This is a genomic window from Agrobacterium tumefaciens (genome assembly GCF_017726655.1).
In the GTDB taxonomy this organism is placed as follows: Bacteria; Pseudomonadota; Alphaproteobacteria; order Rhizobiales; family Rhizobiaceae; genus Agrobacterium; species Agrobacterium tumefaciens_B.
In genome coordinates this window covers 1,152,522-1,178,729 of record NZ_CP072308.1, presented here as the reverse complement: position 1 = coordinate 1,178,729, position 26,208 = coordinate 1,152,522, and the positions used below count along the sequence as shown (strand labels likewise).

The following is a 26,208-nucleotide window of genomic DNA, read 5'->3' as shown; positions in this document are numbered from 1 at the left end:
AGCTCAGGCGGCAAGCAGGCGAGCTTCCTCGCGAATACGCTTGATCATGGAGCGAAGGCCATTGGCGCGCTGCGCGGAGAGATGCTCCACAAGTCCGATCTTGTCGAAGACCTCAATGGCATCGAGATTGACGATCTCGGAGGCTTTTTTGCCGGAATAGACGGCGAGCACGATGGCGACGAGCCCGCGCACGATATGTGCATCCGAATCGCCCTCGAAGGTCAGAAGAGGATCCTCCGCGCCGTCACTGTGGCTGACGAGCCAGACCTGGCTTGCACAGCCCTGCACCTTGTTTTCAGCGGTGCGCTTGTCCTCGGGCAGATCGGGGAGCGCTTTTCCGAGTTCGATGACATAACGATAGCGGTCCTCCCAGTCATCGAGGAAAGCGAAGTCGTCGAGGATCGTTTCAAGAGAGGCCATGGGCACGCCGTATCATCCGTTTTTCAATGTCTTGCCCAGCATATAGGCGAAGTGTCCGCGGTTTTGAACCATGAGCGAAAAAAAGCCCACGGAAAACAGGTTTCCGTGGGCAAGTCAGGCAGGCAGTGGGTGGACGGATATCTCCGTCTGCCAAAAGGGAGCGACAGAAGGGTTCAGGGCCGCAATATCAGGGAGCAGGGCGCTTCTGCGGCAGGGGAATGACGGTGCCGGTCTTCAGCGGATCGGGCTTGCCGGGAAATTCGACACTGACGACGGGTGCTGCTGCCAGCGTCTCGGCTTCCGCAGCAACGTCAGCGACGTCAGCAGGTTTGTCACCGGAGGCGAGCTGCTTGTCCAGCAGCTCATAGGCAACCTTGGCGCCTTCCTTTGCGCGCTCGCCGAGCGCGTGGAAGGTTTCGGCGCCCTTGACGCAGACGTCGGGCTTTTCAATGCAGATGGCGCTGACATAACGATAGGCTTCACCGGCGGCCGACACGGCGCTGGGAAGATCAAATGCCGAAGGTTCCTTGGTTGGGTCGTTGTAGCTGCCGAAATAGGACAGCGCCACCAGCACCAGCGAAAACCAGAATGTTCCTTTGATCAGAAACCACATTGTCAGACACCCTGCCAGATGATCTTTGTTTTCTAAAGCCCCGCCCGGTTCCGGGTCATTGGCCTTTGTCCCGTTTGTCGGGCTTGTGAAGACGCTACAGCCGACCGGCGAACAGCCGATTGCAAAAAGCGGCGCAATTTAATTCAAATTGTATCTATTCTCCGCACCCCGGGACACCTGCAACGAATTCATTCGCATTTTAACGGTCCATGTTAAGCATAATTGCGACAGAGGCCGGGCGTTCCCGGGCAAAGCTGGCGCCTGCCCTGCCACAAAAGTTAACATGATGGCAAAAATGAAGCGAAATCCGTCGCTTACCCGTCATTAACCATGATTGGCAAAGCCTCGAATAAATGCTCCGTATTGGGACTGCGGCGCCTTTGAGGGTGCTTTGAGGTCATTCTTTTTATCCATTCCTTAAGCCGCCGCCTTCTATTGTCGGAGCCATTGGAACCGCCTTTTGGATTCGGGTTTGGTATTGCGTAATATGAGAGAAAAAGCGGTCGCACTGGTTGACCATGCAGCGGGCAGGTGGCTTGCGCGTATGGAAGAGGACGCCGAAAGGCGGACTGAGACCGTTGCGCGCCTGCGCTGGCTGATTGCCTTCAGCGCCGTCGGCCTTCTGGTTGTACCAGCCCTTTTCAGCCTGATCGTCAGCCCCGCCATCGCACTGCCGATTGGCGCCGCTCTGGTGCTGGCATTATTTTTGGCCGCTGCTGCAGTGCTCATCGCCTTTTCCCACAAGTCGCGCGGTGCATCCGCCAATGCGACCGCGTCGGCGAACGAGGATCTGATCGCGGCCTCGCAGGTGCCGGGGCTGATGCTGGTCATCGGGGAGACCGGCTTTGTCGAACACGTTTCCGGCCGCGATGTCTCAACCTTCCCGGCCGATCTTCAGGCCAGCAAGGGGCATATCCTCGTCGAATATGTCTATGTCTCTGACCGTATCGACCTGATGCAGGCTTTCGACGCGCTGAGGCAGGGCGAGGACACGGCAACGGCCGAACTCCGCTTCGAGACCGGTGCGAAATCGCGCCAGGCGCAGTTCATGCACGCACGGATCGAGATGACGGCCATTCGCGGCGCGACCGGACGCCTGCGCCGTATCGTCGCCCAGCTGACCGATATCACCGAGATGGAGCGCCTGCGCCGCGATGTCGCCCGCAAGGCGGCCGAGGCGGAATCCGCCAACGACGCCAAGTCGCGTTTCCTCGCCGCCGTCAGCCATGAGCTGCGCACACCGCTCAACGCCGTCCTCGGTTTTTCCGACATCCTCGCCGGCGAATATTTCGGCCGGCTGGAAAACGACCGCCAGCGGGAATATGTCGGCCTCATCCGCCAGTCGGGCGCGCATCTTCTCTCCGTCGTCAACACCATGCTCGACATGAGCAAACTGGAAGCCGGCCGCTACGAGCTGATGATGGAAAGCTTCCCGATTGCCGAAACGATCTCCTCCTGCGAAGCCATGCTCGGCCTCCAGGCCAAGGAAAAGGGCCTGACGCTGACGAGCCGCATCCAGCGCGGCATTGGCGAAATCGCTGCCGATCAGCGCGCCATCCGGCAGGTTCTCATCAATCTCGCCGGCAATGCCATAAAATTTACCGATGCGGGTGGTGTTGTGTCGATCGACGCCGCGCGTGAGGGCACGATGCTGAAGCTGACAGTGAGCGACACCGGTATCGGCATTGCCGAAGACAAGATCGAGCTCCTGGGCCAGCCTTTCATGCAGGTTCAGAATGAATATACCCGTCGCTATGAAGGCACGGGTCTGGGATTGTCCCTGGTCAAGGGGCTTGTGGCTCTGCATGGCGGCACGTTCGCCATCGCCAGCAAGCCCGGCGAGGGGACGGTCGTAACGATCACCCTGCCTGCCGACGGTTCAGGCATGGCGGGTGGCGGTGAAAGCGCTGAAGCCGAAAGCATGGTGGAGTTTCCACCCCGCATCCGGCAGCTCGGCGAGATGGCCGCAAGAATGAGAAAGGACGGTGACGATGGCCCCGCGAAAGCGAAAATCGCCTAAGAAAACAGCGGCCCAGCTTGGTGTCGGCATTGTTTCCTTGGTGGTTTCGGCCATCGGGCGCGAAATCCTGCGCCATCCGAAACTGGTCGGCGGCTGCGGTGCCTTTGCGGTCGTTTTCGGCTTTGTCGCCGCCAATGCGCTGTGGTATCAGCCGGGCGTTCATCCGACGCCATTCCTTCGCACGCGCGACGCTGAGAACCCGAACGGCATCGCCGGTTATCGCCCGGCCGAACCGCTCGGCACCCACGGCAATGTCACCACTTTCCGCATTGAGCGGCCAGCGGAGCCTGAGACGGCACCCCAACAGACGGCTGCAGCGGCCCCGGCGCAACCTGCCGCCGATGCTGCAAGACCACAGCAGATCGTCGCCGATATCCAGGGCGAACTGAAGAAGCGCGGGCTTTACGAGGGCGAGGCAGACGGTCGAATGGGCCCAAAGACGGCCGCCGCCATCATGTTCTTTGAAGAAACGCTCGGCATGGAACAGACCGGCGAACCGACGACACGGGTGCTGGCGGCGCTCAGGATCGACGGTGCAACGGTTGCCGCAATCCCGAAGGACCGCCCGGCTGATACCAGCGGCGGCGTCGAAATCGACCCCGTCGCCGCTGCCATCCGCAAGGCGGAAGCGCCGCATCCAAAGGCGGAGCCGATTTCTCTCAGCAGCGCGTCCAAGCCTGCAAGCCGTGATCTCATCGCAAAGATCCAGCAGGGCCTGATCAATATCGCCTATGCCGATGTGAAGGTGGACGGCGTGGCCGGCCAGCAGACCCGCAATGCCATCAGGGCGTTTGAGAAGCATTACCGTCTGCCGGAAACCGGTGAGCCGAGCGAGGCCGTGCTGAAGAAGCTGAAGTCGATCGGGGCGCTTTAGAGATATAGCAGCGGTCACGGCATATTTCTTCTCCCCGCCGGGGAGAAGGTGGCCCGAAGGGCCGGATGAGGGGGCAAGCTCTCCGAATCTCGCTGGCCGGGCCCCCTCATCCCGCTGCCGCGGACTTCTCCCCGGCGGGGAGAAGAAACAAGCGGCGCGCTCTGCGCCTATCACCTGTTCGAAAGCAAGCCCATGCGCCTCAAATCTGAAATGTTCGTCTCAGCCCTCATCCGCCGCGTCTTCACGGCCGGTGGATTTGCGGCTGTCGAAAAGAAGGGTGCGGAGGAGGCGGGCGCTATTTTCGTTCGCCAGCGGCTGCGCGATGGCCGCGAGAACCTCTATGGCCCCGCACCGCAGAGTTTCGCCGATGACGAGGAAATCCGTGCCGAGCGGCGTTTCGAAACGCGTCTTTCCGGCGTGGAGGCCGACGAAAGCGCTGCGCTGCTGGAAAAGGAGCGTCGCTTCGACAGCGATCTGTGGGTTGTCGAAATAGAGACCGACGAGATCGGGACGCTGTTGACGCTGGTGGATCAGCCCAGGTCTTAGAGGCAGACCACGGCCCCGCTTCTGCGGCCACGAAGCCTGTTGTGGCTCCCGCCGCAGGGCAGGCGCATTATCCCCGTGTGCCGGTCTTCTGCGCCGCGGGCGCGTGGGCGTTACGCTCGCGTCCATGCGTATAGCTGTCGGCCCGGCGCCAGCTTTCCAGCCGCTCTTCGCTTTCAATGATGTTCAGGCGGTCCAGCAGCGCTTCGGCACGGCTCATGTCGCCTTCGGCGGCGGAGAGATGCGGATAGAAGCATTGCAGCACGAAGGCCGCCTCGGAAAACTCCATGCCGAGCCCAGTCAGCGTCGTTGCGAGTTGCGCACCGGAAATGTCGAGCATGATGCGCTCAGACAGCCAGTAGCTGGAGGAAAGCGAGTCTGCCAGCGCCACCGCGAATTGCCGGGCGTTGCGCTCGCGCGCGAAGCGCACCAGCAACGCCTCCTGCACCTCGGTCAGACGGCGCAGGCCGAGCGTGTCGGTCTCCGGGCGGTGGAGGTGGCGGGCCATCTGCTTGATCCGCTGGCGCATGTCTTCCTCGAGCGCGGAAGCGGCGGCAGTCTTGTCCGTTTCGAGTTCGGCCGGCGGCTCGGCGGGACCTGTGGCAGCTGCCTGCGTCTCCGTATCTATCTCCGTCTTTGGCGTCGGCTCTTCTGGCCGCTTCAGATCTTCCGCGTGGCGAAGGCCGACAAGCGCGTCGATAACGGTGGGGGAGAGGTCCTCGCGCCGGACGATGGCGCGCGCATGGGCTGCCCCTTGCGTGCGGGCAACAGTTATCAGCGTATCGTCATCAAGGCATTTGGAGGAAATGAGGAAGGGCGCCGCAAGCGAAATAGGCTGGCAGGCGATGAAGAAAGCGACGGCGGAAGGCACGGCTGGATGCTGGGACAGCGCGGCGATTGCCTCCCGCTTTGCTTCATCCGTGGAGGCATTGAAAAGCGGCATGAAGAGTTCTGCGAACTGCCGAAGGTCCGTTTTTGACGGATGGGAAATAGTCTCGAAATTCGTCACCGTGGCCATAAGCACCACATCTTTCTTCCTCACGGCTCTTGGCCTCTCAAGTTCTCGAAACCGGTCGGTCAACGCACTACCCAACAAACGCAAACACAATATCGGCTCAAATTAGAGCAAATGCGTTGACGTCCTGTTAACTATGGGGGTCGGCAAGGGGGAATCCGACACTTTCAACAAGGAAATTTTAAATCCTTGATGATGCCGGAAAAGCGATGGAACTTTGCCGCATCGCCCTAGTTTTCAACGGGTGTGGCCCAACGGGAAAGAAATGAGGCTGCAGCAATTAGGGTTAACGAAACATTAACCTCTGTCTGTTTGTAATTTCATGGGCAGTATTAGGATTCCATGTTATTCTAACAGACGGAATAAATACAAAAATGGCATGCGAAGCCTGAATCTGCGCACGATCCCGTTCTAAGACGCTCTCGTAATTTTGGATCGTGCACATACCAGTCTGTGGGCTGGCCTATGCGCAATGTGATGGTGATGACATTCCCGACGCAGGATGAGGCCTGCGCGGTTCCCATGGGCAACATTGACACTCATGTCCCGAAGAGGAGATGAAGCATGGCAGAGATTATTCCAATAGCCGCGGCAAAGCGGAATCTGCGTCCGGCAGAGCTTGCGGAGCGGATGATTGGCCCGGCGAAGGTCGTGCTGTTCACCGGCGTTCGATATGAAAAACGCGATACCGAGCCGGCAGGCAAGGTCGTGCGCAACGGCAACGCCACGACGGACACCGCCCTCACGTCGTGATTATCAGCAATGACGCGGGGCTATTTCCACGGTGTCGGCTGGCACTTTGCTTCGCTTAAGAACCGCTCGGCCTCTTCGCCGAAACTCGGCTGCGGCACCATGGTCCGCAACACCACATATCCTTCCGTCTGATCCGATTCCGCCAGAATGGCCTGCGCAAGCGCGGGCGGCTGCGCCTTGCGGATCGCCGCGATCTGAACCGCATCGGCGACAAGAATATCCATTTCGCCACCTGCAGACGTGCGGTCGTTCATGCTGAAGACCTCGTTCGACGCCTTGTCGTAAACAGCAACCGACCAGAAGGGCACAGCACCGATGGCCGTCAGGCGGATCGGCTGTTCTTCGATATTGAAGGTGCAGACCGCGACGCGCATGAAGGGATCGCCGCTGCCGAGGGTCTTTTTCTCCGTCGTCTCCTCCAGCAGGTGAAAGACATGCGGCTTTCCTTCCGCCACGGCGCGCGTATAGGCGTCGCGGTTACTGAAATGCGGTATCGCCAGAAGAATGATGACATGCAGCACAGCCGCGCCGACGAGACCGGTGACGATGGCGAGCAGGACCCTAAGCATTGCCACACCCCAGCTTGCGAATTTGCGGCATGGTGATGTCGATCAGTCCGGAACTGCCGGCAATCGGCGTGTCGAGCAGGGTCATCACGAGCTTGAAGGTCTGACCCTGCGGCACCGCCAGCCAATTATAGGTTTGAGCGTCCGCAGCGATGGTGATGTCGATGCCGCCATCGGCGCTGCGCAGCAGCGTGCGGGAGTTCAGCGCGAAGGGCCGCCCGGCATCTTCAGCCAGAACGTTACCCTGCTGATCGGCCGTGTAAATCGTCCAGAAACGCGCGGGCGGCACGGTGCCCGCCAGCCGGTAGCGGCATTCGCCGGTCAGGCGCTGGCCGTCGCTATCCACCGCGGCTGTAAAAGACAAGCCTTCGGCGGTTCCATAAAGCAGCCGGCCGGCATCGGCCCGGTGCGACTTGGCATAAGGATCGGCCTCAATCGTCTGCGCTTCGGGAAACGCATCCCAGGAGCCGATGCGGATCGATCCAAAGCCGGACGTGGCTTCAAGCGCCGCCATCGTCGCGGCAATGCCGCCGCCAAAGGCGATCAGAAGGGCAATGCCAACAAGGAATGGAACTCGAAACACGCTGCTTTCCCATTTTCGAACAGGTCGAGGACTATCACTGATTCCCCGTTTGGAAAATGGCGCCGCTTGTTTAGTCCTCTTGAAAGTGCGTGGCGTCTCCCATTCCGGGCTTCAGGCACCCATGACGAGCTTGAAGGCGATGGCCCACATGGTGACGGCGACCACGCCTTCGAGCGTGCGCCAGGCCGATGGCTTCTCAAAGATCGGCCGCAGCCAGCGCGCGCCGTAACCCAGCGAAAAGAAGAACAGCAGCGAACCGGTGGCGGCACCTGCCGCAAAAGTCTTTTCGAAACCGGGAAACTGCGTGGAAATGGTGCCGAGCAGCACGACGGTATCCAGATAGACATGTGGATTGAGGAAGGTGAGCGCGAGACAAATGGCGAGCGTCTGCCACAGGCTCGTCTCCTGCCGCTCCCTGATGGAAAGCACTTCGGATGAACGTAGCGCCGAATGCAGGCTTTTGGCGCCGTACCAGAGGAGGAAGGCGGCTCCTGCATAGCGCATGACGGGATCGAGTGCCGGCATGATCGCGCTGATCCGCTGAAAACCGAACACACCGACGGTAATCAGCAGTGCATCTGCGATCGCGCAGGTGGCGCAGACGGCAAAGACATGCGAGCGGGCGAGCCCCTGTTTCAGCACGAAGGCATTCTGCGCGCCGATGGCAACGATCAGACTGAGACCCATGGTGAGCCCGGTGAAGAAGATCTGCATGTTCATGCGCATTGCTGCCTTTCGTTGTCACGGCTGAAGCAAGCCATCGCCGCATCCGTCGCTCGCCTGAGACCTTGGATATTCGCGCGGTATGGATTAATCAAATTAAACCATCTCAATCAGGATAAGCAGCGCTAATGTTGGACTATTCTTCCCTGCGCGCCGTTGCGCTTGTCGCCCGGACCGGCAGCTTCGAGAAGGCGGCGCAAGCCATGCACGTCACGCCTTCCGCCGTTTCCCAGCGCATCAAGCAGCTGGAGGAGCGGATGGGCGTGGTGCTGATCGTGCGTGGCAACCCCTGTGTGGCGACGGAAAAGGGCGAATGGCTGTGTCGCCACATGGACCATGTCGGCATGCTGGAGAGCGAGTTGTTCCAACGGCTTCCGGCGCTTGCCGATTCCGGCGTGGCACGCGAGCCCGTCACGCTCAACATTGCCACCAACGCAGACAGCCTCGGTACGTGGTTTCTTGATGCGGTATCGAAATTCACCGGCGGGAGCGACTATCTCGTGAACATTGCGGTGGATGATCAGGATCACACGGTGGAGTGGCTGCGCGCGGGCAGGGTGCTCGCCGCCGTCACCGCCCATGACAAGCCCGTGCAGGGCTGCCGCGTGACGCCGCTCGGCGTGCTGCGCTACCACGCGACAGCCAGCCCCGATTTCATGGCCCGCCATTTCGCCGAGGGCGTGACATCAGCATCGCTTTCCCGTGCGCCGGGGCTCACTTTCAACCAGAAGGACCGTCTTCAAGCGAACTGGATCAGAAAGGTTTTGGGCAAGGACGTCTCTTATCCCACCCATTGGCTGCCTTCGACAGACGGTTTCGTGAAGGCAAGCCTTGCCGGCATGGGCTGGGGCCTCAATCCCGTGCAGCTTGTCGCAGAGCATTTAACGGCGCAGCGGCTGGTCGAGGTCGTCCCCGGCACGCCACTTGATACGCCTCTCTACTGGCAGGTCAACCGGCTTGCGGCCGAGCGGCTGAAAGGACTGACGGATGCGGTCGTGGGGACCGCGAGGGCGGTGTTGGTGGTGTGAGGCGTCGCCCGGTAGGGCAGAGGGGGTGAGCCACAGGCTCCCCCAACGTCTTTACCGCGCCATAACCTCACCGCCGCGTGGCATCGCCGCCTTCATGCGATGAAGCATCCGCCACCTTCTGCGTCGTCACGCTCAGCGCTGTCGCCTCCTTCATCTTCCGTCCGATGGAGCGAATGACGCGCGTGGCTTCGGCTGAAAGCGAGCGAGGGCGCGTGAGCGCCGGCATGGTCGGCGTATTCGTTGAGGCGGCCGCCACTTCGGCAGAGGGCTGCGGGCGCGCGCCCGTCGGCAGCGGGTTCTGGATACCGGGAATGGGGCGCAGCTCCATGCCCTGATGGGCGTAATCCATCAGCCGCTTGAAGGTCATAGCGGGCAGGGCGCCACCGGTCATGTTATTCATCGGGGTGAATTCGTCGTTGCCGAACCAGACGGCGGTCGTGTAATTGCCCGTAAAACCCACGTACCAGGCATCGCGATAGGCCTGCGAGGTGCCGGTCTTGCCGCCGGAGACAATGCCGTTCTCAAGCGCGCCCCGCCGGGCCGTGCCCATGACCGGGATGGTTACCAGCATCTGGTTCATCTTCGCATTGGCATCTTCGGACAGCACGCGCTTGGCGGGCGGCTCGTTATGGCTGAAATCGTAAAGGACGTTGCCCTCATAATCCAGGACCTGCTCGATGCCGTGGCGGCGCGACTGCATGCCACCGGCCGGGAACACGGCATAGGCGGTGGCCTGATCGAGAACCGTTACTTCGGACGTGCCGAGCGGAATGGTCTTGTCGCTGCGCAGCGGCGTAGCGACGCCCATTGCTTTTGCGGTATCGACGATGACCTGCGTGCCGAGCACGTCCTTGGCGAGCCGCACCGGCACGGTGTTATAGGACTTGGCAAGCGCCATCTGCAGCGTGACCTTGCCGGCATAGGAGCGGCCGTAATTCTGCGGCGACCAGCCACGCCACGTCACCGGCGCATCCGAGATCAGCGTTTCCGGCTTCATGCCCTTTTCCATGGCGGCCGAATAGGTATAGACCTTGAACGACGAACCCGGCTGGCGCAGCGCCGCCGTGGCGCGGTTGAACTGGCTTTCGCCATAGTCCCGCCCACCGACCATGGCGCGAATGCCGCCGCCATTTTCGATCATCACGATCGCGCCCTGCTTGACGCGGTAACCCTCGCCATATTCGCGGAGCTCCATTTCCATCGCCTGTTCCGCCGCCTGCTGCAAGCCGGTATCGATGGTGGTGCGCACAACGACGGTGTGATCCCTGAACTTGCCCTCGGCGGCCAGACGCTGCACCTCGTCGAAAGCCCAGTCGAGGAAATAATCGGGCGCCTTGACGTCTTCGCGGTCGATGACGGTAGCGGGATTGCGCCGTGCGCCGACCACTTGGCCCTCAGTCATCAGCCCGCTCTGCACGAGGTTGGAAAGAACGGTATTCGCGCGGGCGCGCGCCGCCGGCAGGTTGACGTGCGGCGCATATTTGGCCGGCGCCTTGAACAGGCCCGCAAGGATGGCGGATTCGGCCAGCGTCACGTCGGTCAGGTTCTTGCCAAAGTAAAACTGCGCCGCCGCAGCAGCACCGAAGGTGCCGCCGCCCATGTAGGCGCGGTCGAGATAGAGGGAGAGGATTTCCTTCTTCGACATGTTGGTCTCGAGCCACAGCGCGAGGAAGGCTTCCTTGATCTTGCGCTCCAGCGAGCGCTCATTGGTCAGAAACAAGTTCTTGGCGAGCTGCTGCGTCAGCGTCGAGCCGCCCTGCACCACGCCGCCGGCACGGGCGTTTTCGCTCATGGCGCGGGCAAGGCCGATGAAGTCGATGCCGAAATGGTCGAAGAAGCGCCGGTCCTCGGTCGCCAGCACCGCCTTGATGAAATGATCGGGCATCTGGTCGATCGGCACGGAATCTTCATGGATGATCCCGCGATGGCCGATGGTGTTGCCATAACGGTCGAGAAAGGTGACGGCGAAATCACCCCTATAACGCCAGTCCTTCTTGGTTTCCTCAAAGGCTGGCATGGCCAGAGCCAGCAGCACGACGGAGCCAGCGGTTCCGAAAGTCAGCGCGTCGCAGGTGAGATTGACAAGGAGCTTCTTCCAGCCGCGGACATGCAGCTTGCGCGAGGCGATGGTGACATCTTCCCAGAAATCAACCAGCCGCGCGCCAGCCGTCCACAGGCCGCTATCGATGAAGCTATCGATCCGGAGCAGGATGTGCCGTTTTTTCCGGCCTTTTTTATCGTCTTTTTCGTCCTGCACCTGGCGATGTTTTCCTGTTCAAGGCAATGCGGCCGTCGGTATTTCTGCGCTTCAACCCATTCCCGACGCAAAACCGTGGCATGGTTATGTCGGAATTGCTTGACGTGGCGGTAGTTCGCGGGCCAATGACCCCTTCGCTGCCTGCCAAAATGCTAAAATATCGTACAAACCAGCCTTTGGCGATACGATATAATGGATTAGGGACTGGTTAAACCCACCGGTCCAGCGATCAAAATGAAACGGAAATGTTAACGATGAATGACGCGCCGTTCTGGAAAACCAAAACACTCACGGAGATGACCGGCGAGGAATGGGAAAGCCTGTGCGACGGCTGCGGGCTTTGCTGTCTCAACAAGCTGGAAGACTGGGACACCGGCGAAGTCGTATTCACCTCGGTGCGCTGCGTGCTGCTCGACGGTGAGAGCTGTCGGTGCTCCGATTACGAAAACCGCCGCGCCACCGTGCCTGACTGTATCCAGCTCGACCTGAAGAAGGTTCACGAGATCGGCTGGCTACCACCCACCTGCGCCTATGCACTGGTGCGCGATGGCAAGGATTTGTACTGGTGGCACTATCTCGTTTCCGGCGACACGGAAACGGTGCATCAGGCGGGCATTTCCGCGCGCGGACGCACGGTCAGCGAGGCCGATGTGGATGTTGACGACTTCGAGGATTATGTGGTCGACTGGCCGCTGACAGTTGGCGAGAAGGCGGCGGAAAAAGAGCGGACGTGATCAAAAACGGCAAATTTCGTCTTGGTCCTATTCCTGCCCCATCGTTTTCCTAAACCGCTTTTCACCATTCCGGCAAATGATCCGCAAAATGCGGACGAGGGACATCAAAACGCATGCGATACCGGCTGCCCGCCATCCTTCTTTCATGCCTTGCCCTTCCGGGCCTTCTCCCGCTCTCCGCTTCCGCCCAGCAGCCGCCGCAGGCGTTCGAGTGCACGCTGGTCACGTCGATCGAGACGGGCGCCATCATCAATCAGCAGGGCGCCTGCGACCAGCGTGTCGCGCCGGCCTCGACCTTTAAGGTGCCGCTGGCGCTGATCGGTTACGATGCCGGCATTCTTCAGGATGAAAAGACGCCCGCCTGGGACTGGAAACCGGGCGTGGAAGCGCGTGCTTCTGACCGCAAGACCGTCGATCCGACGATCTGGGAGCAGGATTCGGTCCTGTGGTATTCCCGCGAAATCACCCGCCGCCTCGGTCCGGAAAAATTCGCCGCCTATGTGAAGCGCCTCGGTTACGGCAATGCCGATGTCTCAGGGGAACCGGGAAAGAATAACGGGCTGACCCATTCCTGGCTCGGCGCATCGCTCACCATTTCTCCGGTTGAACAGGTTGGGTTCCTGCGTCGGCTGCTCGCCGGCAACCTGCCTTTTTCCCGCGATGCGCAGGCAAAGACGCGCGCCATCGTCCCCGTCTTCGACGCGCCGGAGAGCTGGAGCGTGCATGGCAAGACAGGCACCGGATATATCCGCGACGAAAAGGGCAATCCCGACCGCAACCGCCCCTTCGGGTGGTTCGTCGGCTGGGCGGAGCGTGAGGGCCAGCACATCGTCTTTGCAAGACTGCGCGTTTCCGACAAGCCCTCCAACGAGCCGCTCGGCCCCGCAGTGCGTGACGCTTTCCTGCGCGATATTCCGCGGCTGGCGGTGCATCGGTAGCGGAAAAATCATAAAGGGAGGGATGGGCCCATGTGTGACGCCTCTCGTAACGTCATCAGGCTCTATACCGAACACGGCGCTGATTTCGATAAACAGCGCGATCGGTCTCTTGTCGAAAAAAACTGGCTCGACAGGTTTACCTCGCTTTTGCCCGACGGCGGCTCGATCCTCGACATAGGTTGCGGCTCCGGAGAGCCAATCGCGGGCTACCTCATTTCTAAGGGCTACGATGTCAGCGGGATCGATGCGTCGATGCCGCTGATCGCACTTTGCCGCGGCCGGTTTCCCGCAAATTTCTGGGCGGTGGCCGATATGCGCGAATTGGGCCTCGGGCGGCGGTTCGATGGTCTGATTGCCTGGAACAGCTTTTTCCATCTGAAACCCGACGATCAACGGCGAATGTTTGACGTCTTCCATCTTCACGCCAATGAGCGTGCGGCGTTGATGTTTACTGCGGGTCCCGAACATGGCGAAGCATTAGGCACCCTTCGCGGGGAGCCCCTTTATCACGCGAGCCTTTCGCGTGAAGAGTATGAAGGTTTGCTGCGCGCGCATGATTTCCGCCTTCTCGATCACGTCAGCAGCGATCCGCAATGCGGCGGGACAACGATTTATCTGGCCAGACGCGTGGTGTCTTAGAAACCATTGCCTAGCCGTGACAGATCAAGCATAGGGTCTGCAGACACTCTTTTTGAGGGCAGTCCCCATGCGTCCCGTCAGCCGCGCGGCGGCTGCCGTATTCATCGGCCTTTGGTTGGTAGCGGCGCTCGCGATTTTATTCGCAGCAAAAAAATCCTTCTTCTCTTGACCTTCCCATCATGGGAATCCCTACATAGGGGTTGAAAGGGGATTTCCCATGACCGAGACAGACAATCGTCCTGCCATCGGCAACATCAGTGACAGTATCTTGCCGGGTTTCAACATCAGGCCCCGGCGTGCCGACGTGGAAGCGGGAACAGGTTGCGACGAAAGAGGTGACGACATGAATATCGGCCAGGCATCGGAGGCATCGGGCGTTTCCGCCAAGATGATCCGCTACTACGAACAGATCGGGCTGATCACGCCCGCGGCGCGCACCGGCAATAATTACCGCGTCTATGGCACGCAGGATGTGCATAATCTACGCTTCATCAAGCGGGCGCGAACGCTCGGTTTTTCGCTGGAAGAAACCGAAACGCTGTTGAAACTCTGGCAGGACAAGAGCCGCGAGAGTTCAGCGGTCAAGGATATCGCACTCGGCCATATCGCGGATCTCGAGCAGAAAATCGCCGAGATGAAAAGCATGGTGAAAACGCTCTCCCATCTCGCCCATTGCTGCGGCGGCGATCACCGCCCCGATTGCCCCATCCTTGATGATCTCGCAGGCGCCGACAAGACAGACGGCAAGCTCACCAGTACCCATTGACCGTGAAAAAAGAGCCGGCGCGAAAACTCGACGCCGGTCAAAGGAGAAGACCATGACTGCAACCACCTTCCTCATCCCCGACATGACCTGCGGCCATTGCGAAAAGACCCTGCGTGGCGCGCTTGCCGAAGTGCTTCCCGGCGCGTCGGTCAGCATCGACCTCAACGCTCATAAACTCACCGTAACGGGCGACGCCGCGACCGCAGAAGCGGCTATCCGCGAGGCGGGTTATTCGCCGGAGCGGGAGTTTTGAAGAGGTAGATGCTGGTTGAATCAGCAGAAATGTGCTGCGGAGTAGCATCCACAGCGAAGGGAGTTCGCAATGTCCATCAAGGCCTCCGCGTCTATTTCTAACCAACAGGACATCTTCGCCCGTAAGCTTGTGGAAGAAGGACGATATGCTAGCTTTAGCGCAGTCGTGCAGCGGGGCTGGAGTTGGTCCGACAGGAAACAGAACTCAAAGAAGCGGAGCTTGCGGTTCTCCAAGATCTGCTTGATAACCGTAGACAAGGCGGTTTTGTAGCGGTGGAAGAGGGCGAAAAGCGAACCGGTGCGATGATGGCTGACCGAAAGTCGGCTTATGGCCTTTAAGGTCTGGCGCTCAACACAGACCGATGAGGACATAGGCCTCATTCTCGATCATCTCGTTCAGTCCTACCTCGACATTGGCGATGAACTGGCGGACGCCTTCGAAAGGGCAGTCCAGCGTATCACCGCGATTGAGGCGACATGAAGTCGCTCGGTACCGCGTCCTTCCAGGGGACGTTGTTGCCCAACGTGTTGCCCGGCCTTCGCCGGGTAACAAAACATCAGGCGATATTCTATTTCGATGTTGATGAGCCGAAAGAAATGGTGCGTATTCTGGCTGTGTTCTTCGGCGGGCAGGACCATCAACGTCACATGTTGAAACGTCTCGCAGCCCGCCCGCCAGACGCTTAAACCTCGTCGAACGCCCCGCCTTCACGCGACGGATTGCGGTTGATCACCCGTTCCTCGTCATCGTCAGGGAGTGCTTCGTCGCTTTCCTGATAGGGGTCGTCCTCGCTCTCAGCTTCCTCTTCCTCGATGTCGTGTTCGATGGACTGTGGAATTTCGCCCTTGGCGGGCAGGGCGTCGATGTCGAGATCGATCAGATCCTCATTCATCGCATCTTCGGTGCCGGGCAGGATTTTCTTGGGGTCCATGAGGGTTTCCTTTCGTCTGTTCAGTGGTCAAACGACTGGCCGGGCGGCAGGTTCCTGCTGCCCGACGATTACTTTCACCTGAGCTGCAAAAGGCGTCTTGACCTCAATCACGCTTGAGGTTCTAGTTTCCCCGCCGTGTCACGGAAGTGGAAAGGATACGGCTTTGTCGAGTGTGGAAATGGCGGAGAAAAACGGCTGGAGTGAATTGTTGAGTGGGGCGAATCTCTCGCTTCTGACCGTCATCTCCTCCGGAATTGGCCTGCACGCCTTTAATCAGTTCGCGGTGGTGACGGCCCTGCCGGTCGCCGTCAAGGAGATTGGTGGCGCCGCCTTCTATAGCTGGGCCTACAGTCTTTATTTCGTCGGATCGGTTGCTGGCGGGGTCACGGCCGTGCTGTTTCGCGAAAGGTTTGGCGCGCGTGGGGTGCTGCTTCTCTGCTGCCTGCTGTTTTCGCTCGGGTCGGTTCTCTCGGCCATTGCGTCGGAATTTTTGTGGGTTGTCGTCGGCCGCGCCTTGCAGGGTCTGGCTGATGGATTGATCGTCGCCGTCTGCTACAGCCTCATACCCGCAGGCTTCCGCTCGGGCCTTCTGCCGAAAGTCTTCGCCATCGAGGCGGGAATCTGGGCGGTCGCCTCCTTCGTCGGCCCGCTCACCGGCGGCTATGCCACCGAACATGTCTCGTGGCGCGCGACCTTTCTGCTGTCGGCGCCGCTGATCGTGCTGCTGGTGGCCTATACCACCATCGCCGTTTCCGCCGAGCGCCCGGTTGTGGCGCCGCGTAAACCGCTGGTGCCACTGTTGCTTTGCCTTGCCGGGGCGCTGGCCTTCTCCGCGCCATCCGCGTTTGAGGGTGCAGGCTTGCGGGCGGCCGCGTTGCTCGCCGGGGCGGCACTGCTCTGGGCATCGCTGCGCGCTGGAATTCAACCCTCCGTCGGTCTGTTCCCGAAGGATTCCTTCCGGTTGAAGACGGTGCTCGGCAGCGGCTTCTGGGTGCTGTTCCTGATGTCCTATGCGCATGCACTCGGCAGCGTCTATCTCGCTTACGTCGCCATCAATCTATGGAACCATGAGCCAACTTTTGCAGGTTTCATTGTGGTGACGATGCCGCTTGCCTGGAGTTTCGTCGCAATGCTGATCGGTAGTCTCCGATCCGCCCGCCTGCGGGAAATCTGCCTGCATTATGGCCCTTATCAGATGGTGCCGGGCTGCATCCTGTTGGGATTGGGGCTTGCATCCGGAAACTGGGGCGAAATGTTGCTTGGCCAGATTTTGATCGGCTCCGCCTTCGGCATGTCGTGGGCGGGCATCAGCCAAGCGGCCATGGAGGCTGCGCCAGAGGAAGAGCGCAAGATGACCGGCGCGCTGCTGCCGACAGTCGCGACCCTCGGTTCGGCAGCCGGCGCCGGCGCAAGCGGCACGGTCGCTGCTGCAAGCAGCCTTGTTGAGAACATCGAGCTGGGCGATGTGACGATGCCGATGATCTATCTTTACGGGATCGGGGTTGTTGTGTCCGTGCTCGCGGTTATGGCAACCAGCGGGCTCAGGGGCGAGCGGCCTTAGGCCGCCCCGCGCCCCTCTGGTCAAGTCTTTTAAGACTGAGTGGTAGCGATGGTAATAGCCACCAGATAGACGACAAATGCCATGATGGCGATCGCGCCAATGATGATGACGATGCCCTTGCCTGCTCGTTTTTTCTCGGTCTTGTTTTCATTGGCTTCGGTGGGAAACAGGATCGGGTCGCTGGTATCGCGAATTTTGGTCATGCCTTCTCTCCTTTCGGCGGAACGGGCTGTTTCAGTCTATCAACCGCCCAGTCCGTCAAAAGGTTCCTCACGGCTTCAGCGCCCAGCTGGTCGCATGCGCGACCGTATCGGGAGCAGCCTTCAGCAATGCCGAACGCACGGGCTCGAATCCCTCGATCCGCTTGGTGCCGACATAGCGCCCGCGATTGGCAAAAACCTCGATGGAGCCGTAATCAAGGAAGATGCGGACACGGGAGGCCTTGGCGCCCCTGGCGATGTAATGCGGAGAGGGGCCGGTGCGCCCATCCTCATGGCGGATCCATAGCCCGGTTTCATCGGACACGACGCCGAGCTTGACCGTGGGATGGTCCAGTTCCAGTTCGAAGGGCGCACCGGGGGAGGTGAGCTCGAACAGGATTTCCACCGCACCGGTCGTGAAGGGAACGCGTTCGCCATTGGCCAGGCGTGTGCGGTCGAGGATGTGGCTGCGCAGGCTTTCCGCCGCGCCGATGGGCGGGGTCAGAAGCTCGCCATTCGCGTAATGAATCCGGCGCGGCAGCGTCATCGAGGTCGGGAAATCAATCTCGGGATTGGCGTCGGCCCAGTTGGCCAGCCAGCCGATGCCGATGATGCTGTCACCATCCAGAAACGCCTGGAAGGCATAGTTATCCGTGCCGAAGTCAAGTTCCTGGCCGAATTCCTTGGTGAATGTCTTGCCGTCGAACCAGCCCACATCGGCCATGGTCAGGTTCTTGCGGCCGGTTTCCGGATCTTCGGAATGCATCAGACCGTAGACAAGCACCCATCGGGTGGAGCGCGCATTGGCCGGGCCGTCGAGCGGCAGCAGGCAGGGGCACTCGATGGCCGTGGTCTTGTAGCGGGTTTCTACCCACAGCTTGCCGACATAGGTCCAGCCGGAAGCGGCGGTGGGATCGAGCGTTTCGTAAAGCAGGATGACGCCGCCGCCGTCGCTCTGGCTGCCAAGCACCATCTTCCACAGGCCATCCGGACCGCGGAAAACGTAAGGATCGCGAAAATCCGGCGTCAGCCCCTGTCCGTCCGGGCGGTGGCCCAGGATGACCTCGGCCTGGCCCGCCATGATGAGATCGGAAGATGTCGCCGTCAGCTGGATTTGCTGTTCGGGAACGCGGTCCTGCACCTGCTCGGTGAAAAACACCCGGATGCCTGTCCCTTCGACCAGCGGAATGGTGGAGCCGGAATAGGCGCCGCCGCGCTTGTCCGGCCGCGTTGTCAGATCCTCTGACGGAAACAGGAAGATCGGCAGATGCCGCCAGCGCAGGTAGTCGGACGAGACGGCGTGACCCCAATGCATCGTGTTCCAGCGCAGGCCATGCGAATAATGCTGATAGAAAAGATGCGGTCGTCCCTCGAACCGGCCAAAGCCGTTGGGATCGTTCATCCAGCCGAAGGGTGGGCGGAAATGATAGCTGCCGGGTAGTTCGGGCGCTGCATTATCAGGCTTGGTATGAACCACCGTAATACCCGTCTCCAGCACATCGGACGCGGTGAACCAGTAGATGACCGACACGGCAGTCGTGACGGTATCATAGCTTAGTTCAACGTGGCCGCCGCCGAAGATCTGGTAGATTCGAAATCCGTACTCTTCCGTGTTGATGCTTGAAACTTCAGCAAATTTTCCATTCTGGTTGGAAAAGGAAACCGCCCCCGGCTCGGCCGCTTTTTTCGCCTTCAGCCAGACATGGAAGGTGGCGTTGACGGGCAGATCCATGTGAATGGTGCGGATGGCGCTTTCCGGTTCGGCGGTCACGGCTTCAACAACGGTCATTGCTTTTCCTTTCCTTTCGGCATTCTGCGGGTCAAGCATAGCAACGATGATGGCGCGGGAAAGTTCATTGCGCAAAATTCAATGCGGCTATTGGAACGACAGGGCATTTATCGCTCGCATCCAAGGTCTCCCCGCCCCATATAGGGGCAAAGCAGGGAGTTTAACCGTGATGAAATTCGACAATTCCTATGCGCGCCTGCCGGAGCGCTTCAGCGCCGCCGTGCTGCCGACGCCGGTCAAGGCTCCGCGTCTCATCGCTTTCAATCGCGCGCTGGCAGACGAGCTTGATCTTGATGTTGAAGGCCTCGATGACGACAGGCTGGCGGCGATCTTTTCGGGCAATGTCGTGCCGCAGGGGGCTGAGCCGCTGGCGATGGCCTATGCCGGCCACCAGTTCGGCGGTTTCGTGCCGCAACTCGGTGACGGGCGTGCCATCCTGCTCGGCGAAGTGGTCGACAGGAACGGCAAGCGTCGCGACATTCAGCTCAAGGGCTCCGGCCCGACACCATTTTCGCGAAGGGGCGACGGGCGCGCGGCGCTCGGTCCTGTGCTGCGCGAATATATCGTGTCGGAGGCGATGTTTGCGCTGGGCATTCCCGCCACGCGGGCAATGGCGGCAGTCGTGACGGGCGAGAGAGTGCAGCGAGAGGTCGGCCTGCCGGGTGGCGTGTTTACCCGCGTTGCGGCAAGCCACATCCGTGTCGGCACGTTCCAGTTCTTTGCCGCGCGGGAAGACAACGAGGCGATCGGACACCTCGCGGATTACGTCATCGATCGGCATTATCCCGAGGCAAGACTGGCGGATAATCCCTATCTCGCCTTGCTGCAGGGCATTGCGCAGCGGCAATGCGACCTCATCGCCCGCTGGATGATGGTGGGCTTCATCCACGGCGTGATGAATACCGACAATATGGCGGTGTCGGGCGAAACCATCGATTTCGGCCCCTGCGCTTTCCTGGATGAATATCACCCCAACAAGGTCTTTTCCTCCATCGATGCGCAGGGACGCTACGCCTACAACAATCAGCCCGGCATCGCCCAGTGGAACGTCGCGAGGCTGGCGGAATGCCTGCTGCCGCTGCTCGATCACGAGGTTGAAAAAGCCGCAGAACTCGCCAATACCGTTCTTGCCGATTTTGCCGCCGCCTTTCCCAAACGCTGGCTTTCCGGCATGCGCGAGAAGCTCGGCCTGACCACCGAGGAAGAGGGCGACATGGATCTGGTGCAGGCTCTGCTTGGGCTGATGCAGGCGTCGGAGGCGGATTATACGCTCACCTTCCGGCGTCTTTCCCATGCGGCTGAAGGCGACGTGGAACCGTTCCGCGGCATGTTCATCGACCTTGCCGGAGCGGACGCGTTCCTCGCGCGCTGGCGCGAAAGAGCTGGCCGTGAGGGGCTTTCGGATCGAGACAGATCGGCGGCAATGCTCTCGGTTAATCCCGCGATCATCCCACGCAACCACCGTATCGAGGAGCTGATCGAGGCTGCGGTGGAAGAGGATGATTTCGAGCCCTTCCACGCCATGCTGAAGGCGATCGGGACACCCTTTGACGAGCGGCCGGACAATGCCGTCTACATGCAGCCGCCGATGAGCCACGAGCGGGTGTTCAGGACGTTTTGCGGGACGTAAGCGTAGCGCTGATCCGCAGCGCCGGAGCGAGCGGGTGCCTGTTTCGCCTTCTCCCGAGGGGGAGAAGGTCGCGGCAGCGGGATGAAGGGGGGGACATTAGCGATAGATCGAGAGGTTGCCCCCTCATCCGACCCTTCGGGCCACCTTCTCCCCGGCGGGGAGAAGAAACCGGCGGCAATGCTGTGCCTTTAAATCACCCAACCTTTGCCAGCGGCTCATGCGCGCCATAATACCGGCCGAACCGGTTGTCGAGGAACTTCGGCAATGCCACTTCCTCCTGTCGCACGAAGCCCTTCTGCGGCAGCGCGCCCTCGGCAAGCAGATCGAGAACCGTGCAGATGCCTGACGCCGTGGTGATCTGGATGGCGCTCATCATTCGGCCGGAAACCGGGCCGGCATAGACCTTGTTGGCATAGGTTTCCTGCAGGAAGCGGCCGTTGCGGGTGCCGCAAACCGTGACGAAGACGATGACCACATCCTGCATGGTGCCGGGCAGCGCGTTCTCGAACAGGTCCTTCAGCACGTCGCGTCGGTTGCGCAGATTGAGGTCGTTCAAAAGCGCCTTCATGATCGCCACGTGGCCGGGGTAACGGATGGTGCGGTAATTCATCGTCCGTACTTTGCCCTCCAGCGTGGCGCAGAGCGTGCCGAGGCCGCCCGAGGTGTTGAAGGCCTCATAGGTAACGCCATCGAGCGAAAACTCCTCCCGCTCCTCCAGAGCCGGAACGGCGGTGAGGCGACCTTCGACGATGGCCTCGCAGGGTTCGATATACTCGTTGATCAGCCCGTCCGTGCTCCAGGTGAGGTTGTAGTTGAGCGCATTGGACGGATATTGCGGCAGCGCGCCGACGCGCATCCTGACGCTATCGAGCTTGTCGAACTTGCCGGCAAGATCGGCAGCGACGATGGAGATGAAGCCGGGGGCGAGGCCGCACTGTGGAATGAGGGCCGTCGCGGAGGTTTCCGCCAACGCCTTGACCTTGCGGGTGGATTCGACGTCCTCGGTCAGATCGAGGTAGTGTGTGCCGACGGCGACGGCCGCCTCGGCGATACCTGCCGTCAGATGAAACGGCGCGGCGGAGAGCACGGCAAACTTGCCTTTGAGCAGCGCTTCGAGCGCAGGCCGGTCCGTGATGTCGACGATCTCCGTATCGACGCGTTCATGAGCAGGCACATTGGCCAGCTGATCGGCCGAGCGATCGGCGACTGTAATGCGATAATCGCCTGATGCCGCCAGCATCCAGGCGATGGCCGAGCCGATATTACCCGCGCCGATGACGACAATGTTTTTCATGTTTTTGTTCCCCGCAGAAAAAATTCATCGGGCACAATCATATTGCGGCTTCGCTGCGATTCAGAGCTTCACTTTGTGCAGAACGCCCGATATTATTAAGCAGTTAGACGACAGGATTGGTCATTATGGCAATAACGGATAAGGATCGGGCGCTGCTTGCGCTGCTGTCTGAAAACGCCCGCATGCCGGTGGCGGAACTGGCGCGCCGGCTCGGCCTTTCCCGCACCACGGTGCAGGCCCGCATCGAGCGGCTGGAGACGGACGGGGTGATCGCGGGTTATGGTCTGAGGCTGTCTGAGACCTATCTCTCCGGGCTGGTGCGCGCCCATGTGTTGATTACCATCGGCCCGAAGGCCCTGCCGTCGGTCACTGCCGCACTTGCCGCGATCAAGGAGGTCATCACACTGCATTCGGTCAGCGGCACCTTCGACCTGATTGCGATTCTGTCCGCGCCGTCGATCCTGGAGCTCGACCGGCTGATCGACCGCATCGGCGCGCTCGATGGCGTGGAGCGCACGCTGTCTTCGATTATTCTGTCGACGCGGATTTCGCGGTAAAAGCGTTTGAGGGAGTGGAAGATACGCGAAACCCAATTCCGTATGCCGGACGCGACGGTCTGCAAAACGAAACAACAAGGGAGCTTGCCGCTCCCACGCTTCCATTGCTACGCGAAAGCGAAGCCGTCTAGATCACCGCCCTCTCGTCATAAGCCCGCTGCGCCGCCATCACCGCGTCCATATTGCCTTCCGCCCAATGGGCAAGCGCCGCCACGGTATCGGTCAGCGTGCGTCCCAGCGGCGTGAGTGAATATTCGACCGTGACAGGAACCGTCGGAAAGGCCTGCCGGGAAATCAGCCCGTCACGCTCGAGCTTCTTCAGCGTCTGCGACAACACCTTCTGCGAAATGCCCTTGATCTCGCGTCGTAGCAGGTTGAAGCGAACGGCATCACGCCGCAGCTTGTCGAGGATCAACAGCGCCCACTTGTCGGCGATCCGATCCAGCACCATGCGCGTTGGGCAGCGATCCTCATAGACGTCATAGGCATGTTCCATCTCTACGCTCCGTCGTTCAGGCCAGGAGGGTTTCCGCAAGGAAACCAGCTAACCGAAAAGTGCTCTCTTTTCATGATTTCTCCAACGCAGTATCTGTGTTTTCGAAACATGGTTTCCATTAGATACTAAGGAGATTTGAGATGGCAGGCAAGATACTTGTGATCGGTTCCACCGGCACCATCGGCACACCGCTGGTCAAGGCGCTGGTTGCCAGGGGCGAAAGCGTGAAGGCCGCGTCGCGCAGCGGCAAGCCGGCGGACGGCGCGGAAGGGGTGCGTTTCGATTACACCGACGCGTCGACCTATGCGGGGGCATTTGACGGCGTTGACCGCCTGTTCCTGCTTCTTTCCGGCGGGCGTCTGGACGCCATCGATGCGCTGACGCCTGTTGTCGAAGAGGCCGCGCGCCGCAAGGTCAAGATCGTTTTCCTCAGCGTCCTCGGCGTCGACGCGGATGATTCCATTCCCTATCGTCAGATCGAATTGAAAATCATCGCGTCAGGCACGCCTTACGTCATCCTGCGCCCGAACTGGTTCGCCGATAATTTCCACAGCTACTGGAAGGCTGGCATCGACCACGGCCAGATCGCCGTGCCGGCGGGTGAGGGCAAGTCCAGCTTCATCGACGTGCGCGATATCGCCGATAGCGCAGCCGCCGCGCTGACGTCCAATGCCTTTGACGGCAGGGCCTTTAACCTGACCGGGCCAAAAACCCTGGGCTATGGCGAGGCAGCCGCGCTGATTTCTCAGGCGATCGGCAAACCGGTCTCCTACAGCGCGGTTTCGGATGATGTCTTCATCGGCATTCTCACCGGTGCGGGTGTACCGCAAGATTACGCCGCCTTTCTCGCATCGATCTTCTATCCCGTGCGCAAAGGCTGGACAGCCGTGGTGACCGGCGACGTCGAAACGCTGACCGGCCATGCGCCGCGTTCGCTGGAGACCTACATCGCCGACAATCTGGACCGGCTGAAGGGCTGAGTCGTTACGATGCCCGCCGCGATCAAGCCGGATCGGTGGAGCCGCGGCGGGCCTTGAAGAACATTTTCAGCCGCTGAATGTCCTCGGCGCTCCAGCCTTGTGGCGCCGTCACCTCCGTCCACGCATCGATGTAATGCTCCGGCGCGTAGACATGGCCGTAACCGATGGGTGCCGTCGTCGCCGCCGCGACATCAAGGCCGAGCTGCAGCAGGGTGACGACCGGAAACCAGCGGAACGAGGTGGAGACATCGGGTCCGTGATGCGCCATCCATTGCGGCCGCCGGTAAAGCGAGGCGGCCTCGAAGAAAGTGATCGGGTCACTCGCATATTGCAGATAGACGATCCGCATCGGCCCCCATGCCGCATCGGGCATATGCGCCGTTGTATATTGATTGGCGAAGCGGATGACGGAGGAATCGCGGAAGCGTGGGAGCCATTCCGGCGTGCCCTTCACCCGGCCGTTTGTGGCCATGCGCCATGTGGGGCTGGAAAAGGGCGGGCCGCTCCACAAGGCACCCTGGAAGGGATCGGCCAGCACATCGTAGAGATCGGAGGACTTCTGCGAGTTGAGCGAACCGAGGCTCAGGCCATGCAGGTACAGTTTCGGTCGCGTTTCCTTGGGCAGGGTCGTCCAATAACCATAGATGGCTTCGAACAGGGCGCGGGCCGTCTCGACACCGTAATCCGGCTCCGTCAGCAGGGCGATCCAGCTGGAGAGATAGGAATATTGCACCGCGACGCTGGCGATATCGCCATCATGCAGATACTCGACCGTATCGAGCGCTTCCGGATCGATCCACCCGGTGCCGGTCGGAATGACGACGAGAAGCACCTTGCGTTCAAAGCCGCCGACACGCTTCAGTTCCGAAAGCGCGAGAGCCGCCCGTTCCTCGGGCGTCGCGGCGGAGTTCAGCCCCGCATAAACCCGCAGCGGCTCCTTGGCGGCGCGGCCGGTGAAGGCTGCTATGGTCTCGCCCCGAGGACCTTCCGCGACAAACTCGCGTCCACGCCGGCCGAGCGATTCCCACGTCATCAGCGAGGCGTCGCTGCCGGTCTTCAACGGATCGGAAGGGCGCGGCACATCCGGCTCGATCAAGGCGTCGACCTGTTTCAGTGACGAATCCGCAAAGCGCAGCCCGATATCGAAGATCAGCCCGTTGAGCAGCATCCATGATACGATGACGGCGGCTGCGATGCCGAGAACATTGGCCAGGCGACGCGGCAGGAAATGCCGGCTGCGTGCGGCAAAGAACCGCCGGATCAGCTGGAACAGCCGGCCCGCGCCGATCAGAACCGCCGCAACCAGTACGGCAAGGCCCCCCGTCCTGGTGGGATGGGCGCTCGGGAGCGGATCAAGCTCCATCACCACGCGGATCGAGTTTTGCCAGTCCTTTGCCTGCCATAAAAACGCAATCGCCGTGATCGCCGCAGCAAGTCCGATCAGAAAGCGAATGCCACGCATATTGTGACGCGAGGGTTCTGGCAGCTCCAGATAAGCCCAGACGGCATGGAGTGCGACCCCTATCAGGTAGCCGATTGCGAAGGAAAAGCCGCAAAGCACGCCCTGCATCACCCAGGTGCGCGGCAGAAGCGACGGGGTGAGAGAGGCGCAGAATAGCAGGGTGCCAAAGACGATGCCGGTTGCCGAAAGGCCCGCAAACAACCGCTTAACCCATTGTTTCACCAACTCAGCATGCCCCTTATGCCCCGTGTCCGTGCGTAGTGTAATATGCGATGGGCATGGGTGCAAATCCCATGCTGAAGGAAAAAAATCAAAGAAATAGGAAAATAATCCTTTACACCGTGACGGTGGTTTGGTAGTGTTTGGTTACAGTCGGAGATTTGCGGCTGACGGACGGGAAACGATCCAAGAGGTTTTTCCGGGTTGTCGGTGAGGTTCCCTGACACACGGCGCCATATTGTTGCCTGTCCAGCGGACGTTCGGTTTTGTTCTCCGGGGCCAGAACCCTCTCCTGATCATTCCGGGCTTGACCCGCCATCCAGCCGTCGCGGGGTCTGCCGCGAAAAGACCTTTCAGTCCGATG

Annotated in this window: 29 protein-coding genes; 16 read left to right on the top strand and 13 right to left on the bottom strand. The window is 60.5% G+C overall.

Annotation, left to right across the window (positions count from 1 at the left end):
- Positions 1–3: 3 nt before the first annotated feature.
- Complete coding sequence (locus AT6N2_RS05905) at positions 4–420, bottom strand: SufE family protein (protein ID WP_209089234.1); 417 nt, start codon at positions 418–420, stop codon at positions 4–6.
- Positions 421–607: 187 nt separating this feature from the next.
- Positions 608–1,033, bottom strand: coding sequence for a DUF5330 domain-containing protein (locus AT6N2_RS05900; RefSeq protein WP_209089231.1), 426 nt, complete (start codon positions 1,031–1,033; stop codon positions 608–610).
- 487 nt (positions 1,034–1,520) lie between these two features.
- On the opposite strand from AT6N2_RS05900, the gene AT6N2_RS05895 reads away from it, so the two are divergent.
- The 3 genes from AT6N2_RS05895 to AT6N2_RS05885 all read left to right on the top strand — a co-directional run bounded on the left by AT6N2_RS05895 (position 1,521) and on the right by AT6N2_RS05885 (position 4,473).
- Positions 1,521–3,053, top strand: coding sequence for a sensor histidine kinase (locus tag AT6N2_RS05895; protein ID WP_209089228.1), 1,533 nt, complete (start codon positions 1,521–1,523; stop codon positions 3,051–3,053).
- Positions 3,025–3,927 (top strand): peptidoglycan-binding domain-containing protein, encoded by a 903-nt coding sequence (locus AT6N2_RS05890; protein ID WP_209089226.1) that lies wholly within the window; start codon positions 3,025–3,027, stop codon positions 3,925–3,927. The genes AT6N2_RS05895 and AT6N2_RS05890 overlap by 29 nt, the downstream gene beginning before the upstream one ends.
- 192 nt (positions 3,928–4,119) lie before the next feature.
- Complete coding sequence (locus tag AT6N2_RS05885) at positions 4,120–4,473, top strand: DUF1491 family protein (protein WP_144575271.1); 354 nt, start codon at positions 4,120–4,122, stop codon at positions 4,471–4,473.
- A 67-nt stretch (positions 4,474–4,540) separates the two neighbouring features.
- Here the strand turns inward: AT6N2_RS05885 and AT6N2_RS05880 are convergent, their stop codons facing one another.
- Complete coding sequence (locus tag AT6N2_RS05880) at positions 4,541–5,488, bottom strand: DUF2336 domain-containing protein (RefSeq protein ID WP_233282495.1); 948 nt, start codon at positions 5,486–5,488, stop codon at positions 4,541–4,543.
- A gap of 561 nt (positions 5,489–6,049) precedes the next feature.
- Here AT6N2_RS05880 and AT6N2_RS05875 point away from each other — a divergent pair.
- On the top strand, positions 6,050–6,238 hold the full coding sequence (locus AT6N2_RS05875; RefSeq protein ID WP_209089224.1) for a hypothetical protein: 189 nt from the start codon (positions 6,050–6,052) through the stop codon (positions 6,236–6,238).
- 20 nt (positions 6,239–6,258) lie between these two features.
- Here the strand turns inward: AT6N2_RS05875 and AT6N2_RS05870 are convergent, their stop codons facing one another.
- The 3 genes from AT6N2_RS05870 to AT6N2_RS05860 form a co-directional block, all read right to left on the bottom strand.
- On the bottom strand, positions 6,259–6,807 hold the full coding sequence (locus AT6N2_RS05870) for a DUF1254 domain-containing protein (RefSeq protein ID WP_063950937.1): 549 nt from the start codon (positions 6,805–6,807) through the stop codon (positions 6,259–6,261).
- Positions 6,800–7,387 carry a DUF1214 domain-containing protein gene (locus AT6N2_RS05865; protein WP_063950938.1) on the bottom strand — a complete coding sequence of 196 codons (588 nt, stop codon included), beginning with the start codon at positions 7,385–7,387 and terminating at the stop codon, positions 6,800–6,802. The genes AT6N2_RS05870 and AT6N2_RS05865 overlap by 8 nt, the downstream gene beginning before the upstream one ends.
- A gap of 111 nt (positions 7,388–7,498) precedes the next feature.
- A complete protein-coding gene (locus AT6N2_RS05860) occupies positions 7,499–8,107 on the bottom strand; it encodes a LysE/ArgO family amino acid transporter (protein ID WP_209089222.1) in 609 nt (202 codons plus the stop codon).
- A 131-nt stretch (positions 8,108–8,238) separates the two neighbouring features.
- Here AT6N2_RS05860 and AT6N2_RS05855 point away from each other — a divergent pair, with 131 nt between their 5' ends.
- Positions 8,239–9,138, top strand: a complete 900-nt coding sequence (locus AT6N2_RS05855; RefSeq protein ID WP_063950939.1) for a LysR family transcriptional regulator ArgP — start codon at positions 8,239–8,241, stop codon at positions 9,136–9,138.
- 67 nt (positions 9,139–9,205) lie between these two features.
- On the opposite strand, the gene AT6N2_RS05850 is transcribed toward AT6N2_RS05855, so the two are convergent.
- Positions 9,206–11,395, bottom strand: a complete 2,190-nt coding sequence (locus AT6N2_RS05850; RefSeq protein ID WP_209089220.1) for a transglycosylase domain-containing protein — start codon at positions 11,393–11,395, stop codon at positions 9,206–9,208.
- Positions 11,396–11,649: 254 nt separating this feature from the next.
- On the opposite strand from AT6N2_RS05850, the gene AT6N2_RS05845 reads away from it, so the two are divergent.
- From AT6N2_RS05845 to AT6N2_RS24115, 7 genes are all read left to right on the top strand, one after another.
- Positions 11,650–12,129, top strand: a complete 480-nt coding sequence (locus AT6N2_RS05845; protein WP_063950941.1) for a YcgN family cysteine cluster protein — start codon at positions 11,650–11,652, stop codon at positions 12,127–12,129.
- A 113-nt stretch (positions 12,130–12,242) separates the two neighbouring features.
- Positions 12,243–13,067 carry a class D beta-lactamase gene (blaOXA, locus tag AT6N2_RS05840; protein ID WP_063950942.1) on the top strand — a complete coding sequence of 275 codons (825 nt, stop codon included), beginning with the start codon at positions 12,243–12,245 and terminating at the stop codon, positions 13,065–13,067.
- A gap of 30 nt (positions 13,068–13,097) precedes the next feature.
- Positions 13,098–13,706, top strand: a complete 609-nt coding sequence (locus AT6N2_RS05835) for a class I SAM-dependent DNA methyltransferase (protein WP_209089218.1) — start codon at positions 13,098–13,100, stop codon at positions 13,704–13,706.
- 343 nt (positions 13,707–14,049) lie between these two features.
- A complete protein-coding gene (cueR, locus tag AT6N2_RS05830) occupies positions 14,050–14,472 on the top strand; it encodes a Cu(I)-responsive transcriptional regulator (RefSeq protein ID WP_063950944.1) in 423 nt (140 codons plus the stop codon).
- Positions 14,473–14,524: 52 nt separating this feature from the next.
- On the top strand, positions 14,525–14,725 hold the full coding sequence (locus AT6N2_RS05825; RefSeq protein WP_063950945.1) for a heavy-metal-associated domain-containing protein: 201 nt from the start codon (positions 14,525–14,527) through the stop codon (positions 14,723–14,725).
- Between the two features lie 327 nt (positions 14,726–15,052).
- Positions 15,053–15,205: a hypothetical protein gene (locus tag AT6N2_RS24120; protein WP_233282482.1), complete on the top strand. Its 153-nt coding sequence runs from the start codon at positions 15,053–15,055 to the stop codon at positions 15,203–15,205.
- Positions 15,202–15,411: a type II toxin-antitoxin system RelE/ParE family toxin gene (locus tag AT6N2_RS24115; protein WP_233282481.1), complete on the top strand. Its 210-nt coding sequence runs from the start codon at positions 15,202–15,204 to the stop codon at positions 15,409–15,411. Before AT6N2_RS24120 ends, AT6N2_RS24115 begins: the two co-directional genes overlap by 4 nt.
- Here the strand turns inward: AT6N2_RS24115 and AT6N2_RS05815 are convergent.
- Positions 15,408–15,656, bottom strand: a complete 249-nt coding sequence (locus AT6N2_RS05815) for a hypothetical protein (RefSeq protein WP_063950947.1) — start codon at positions 15,654–15,656, stop codon at positions 15,408–15,410. The genes AT6N2_RS24115 and AT6N2_RS05815 overlap by 4 nt on opposite strands.
- A 172-nt stretch (positions 15,657–15,828) precedes the next feature.
- On the opposite strand from AT6N2_RS05815, the gene AT6N2_RS05810 reads away from it, so the two are divergent.
- On the top strand, positions 15,829–17,217 hold the full coding sequence (locus AT6N2_RS05810) for an MFS transporter (RefSeq protein ID WP_233282494.1): 1,389 nt from the start codon (positions 15,829–15,831) through the stop codon (positions 17,215–17,217).
- A 29-nt stretch (positions 17,218–17,246) separates the two neighbouring features.
- Here the strand turns inward: AT6N2_RS05810 and AT6N2_RS05805 are convergent, their stop codons facing one another.
- Both AT6N2_RS05805 and AT6N2_RS05800 read right to left on the bottom strand, forming a co-directional pair.
- A complete protein-coding gene (locus AT6N2_RS05805) occupies positions 17,247–17,420 on the bottom strand; it encodes a hypothetical protein (protein WP_077225035.1) in 174 nt (57 codons plus the stop codon).
- A 67-nt stretch (positions 17,421–17,487) separates the two neighbouring features.
- Positions 17,488–19,206, bottom strand: coding sequence for a glycoside hydrolase family 32 protein (locus tag AT6N2_RS05800; protein ID WP_209089216.1), 1,719 nt, complete (start codon positions 19,204–19,206; stop codon positions 17,488–17,490).
- A 169-nt stretch (positions 19,207–19,375) separates the two neighbouring features.
- Here AT6N2_RS05800 and AT6N2_RS05795 point away from each other — a divergent pair, with 169 nt between their 5' ends.
- Positions 19,376–20,836: a protein adenylyltransferase SelO gene (locus AT6N2_RS05795; RefSeq protein WP_209089623.1), complete on the top strand. Its 1,461-nt coding sequence runs from the start codon at positions 19,376–19,378 to the stop codon at positions 20,834–20,836.
- A 193-nt stretch (positions 20,837–21,029) separates the two neighbouring features.
- On the opposite strand, the gene AT6N2_RS05790 is transcribed toward AT6N2_RS05795, so the two are convergent.
- Positions 21,030–22,130 (bottom strand): saccharopine dehydrogenase family protein, encoded by a 1,101-nt coding sequence (locus AT6N2_RS05790; protein ID WP_209089213.1) that lies wholly within the window; start codon positions 22,128–22,130, stop codon positions 21,030–21,032.
- Between the two features lie 125 nt (positions 22,131–22,255).
- Between AT6N2_RS05790 and AT6N2_RS05785 the strand changes: the two genes are divergently transcribed.
- The gene (locus AT6N2_RS05785) at positions 22,256–22,687 is read left to right on the top strand and encodes an Lrp/AsnC family transcriptional regulator (RefSeq protein WP_209089210.1); all 432 of its coding nucleotides are present in this window, start codon (positions 22,256–22,258) and stop codon (positions 22,685–22,687) included.
- Positions 22,688–22,814: 127 nt separating this feature from the next.
- On the opposite strand, the gene AT6N2_RS05780 is transcribed toward AT6N2_RS05785, so the two are convergent.
- Positions 22,815–23,183: a winged helix-turn-helix transcriptional regulator gene (locus AT6N2_RS05780; RefSeq protein ID WP_063950951.1), complete on the bottom strand. Its 369-nt coding sequence runs from the start codon at positions 23,181–23,183 to the stop codon at positions 22,815–22,817.
- 140 nt (positions 23,184–23,323) lie between these two features.
- Here AT6N2_RS05780 and AT6N2_RS05775 point away from each other — a divergent pair, with 140 nt between their 5' ends.
- Entirely contained in the window at positions 23,324–24,163 is an 840-nt protein-coding gene (locus tag AT6N2_RS05775) for an SDR family oxidoreductase (protein ID WP_209089207.1), read from the top strand.
- A 22-nt stretch (positions 24,164–24,185) separates the two neighbouring features.
- Here the strand turns inward: AT6N2_RS05775 and AT6N2_RS05770 are convergent, their stop codons facing one another.
- Positions 24,186–25,826, bottom strand: coding sequence for an alpha/beta hydrolase (locus AT6N2_RS05770; protein WP_209089622.1), 1,641 nt, complete (start codon positions 25,824–25,826; stop codon positions 24,186–24,188).
- Positions 25,827–26,208: the final 382 nt, after the last annotated feature.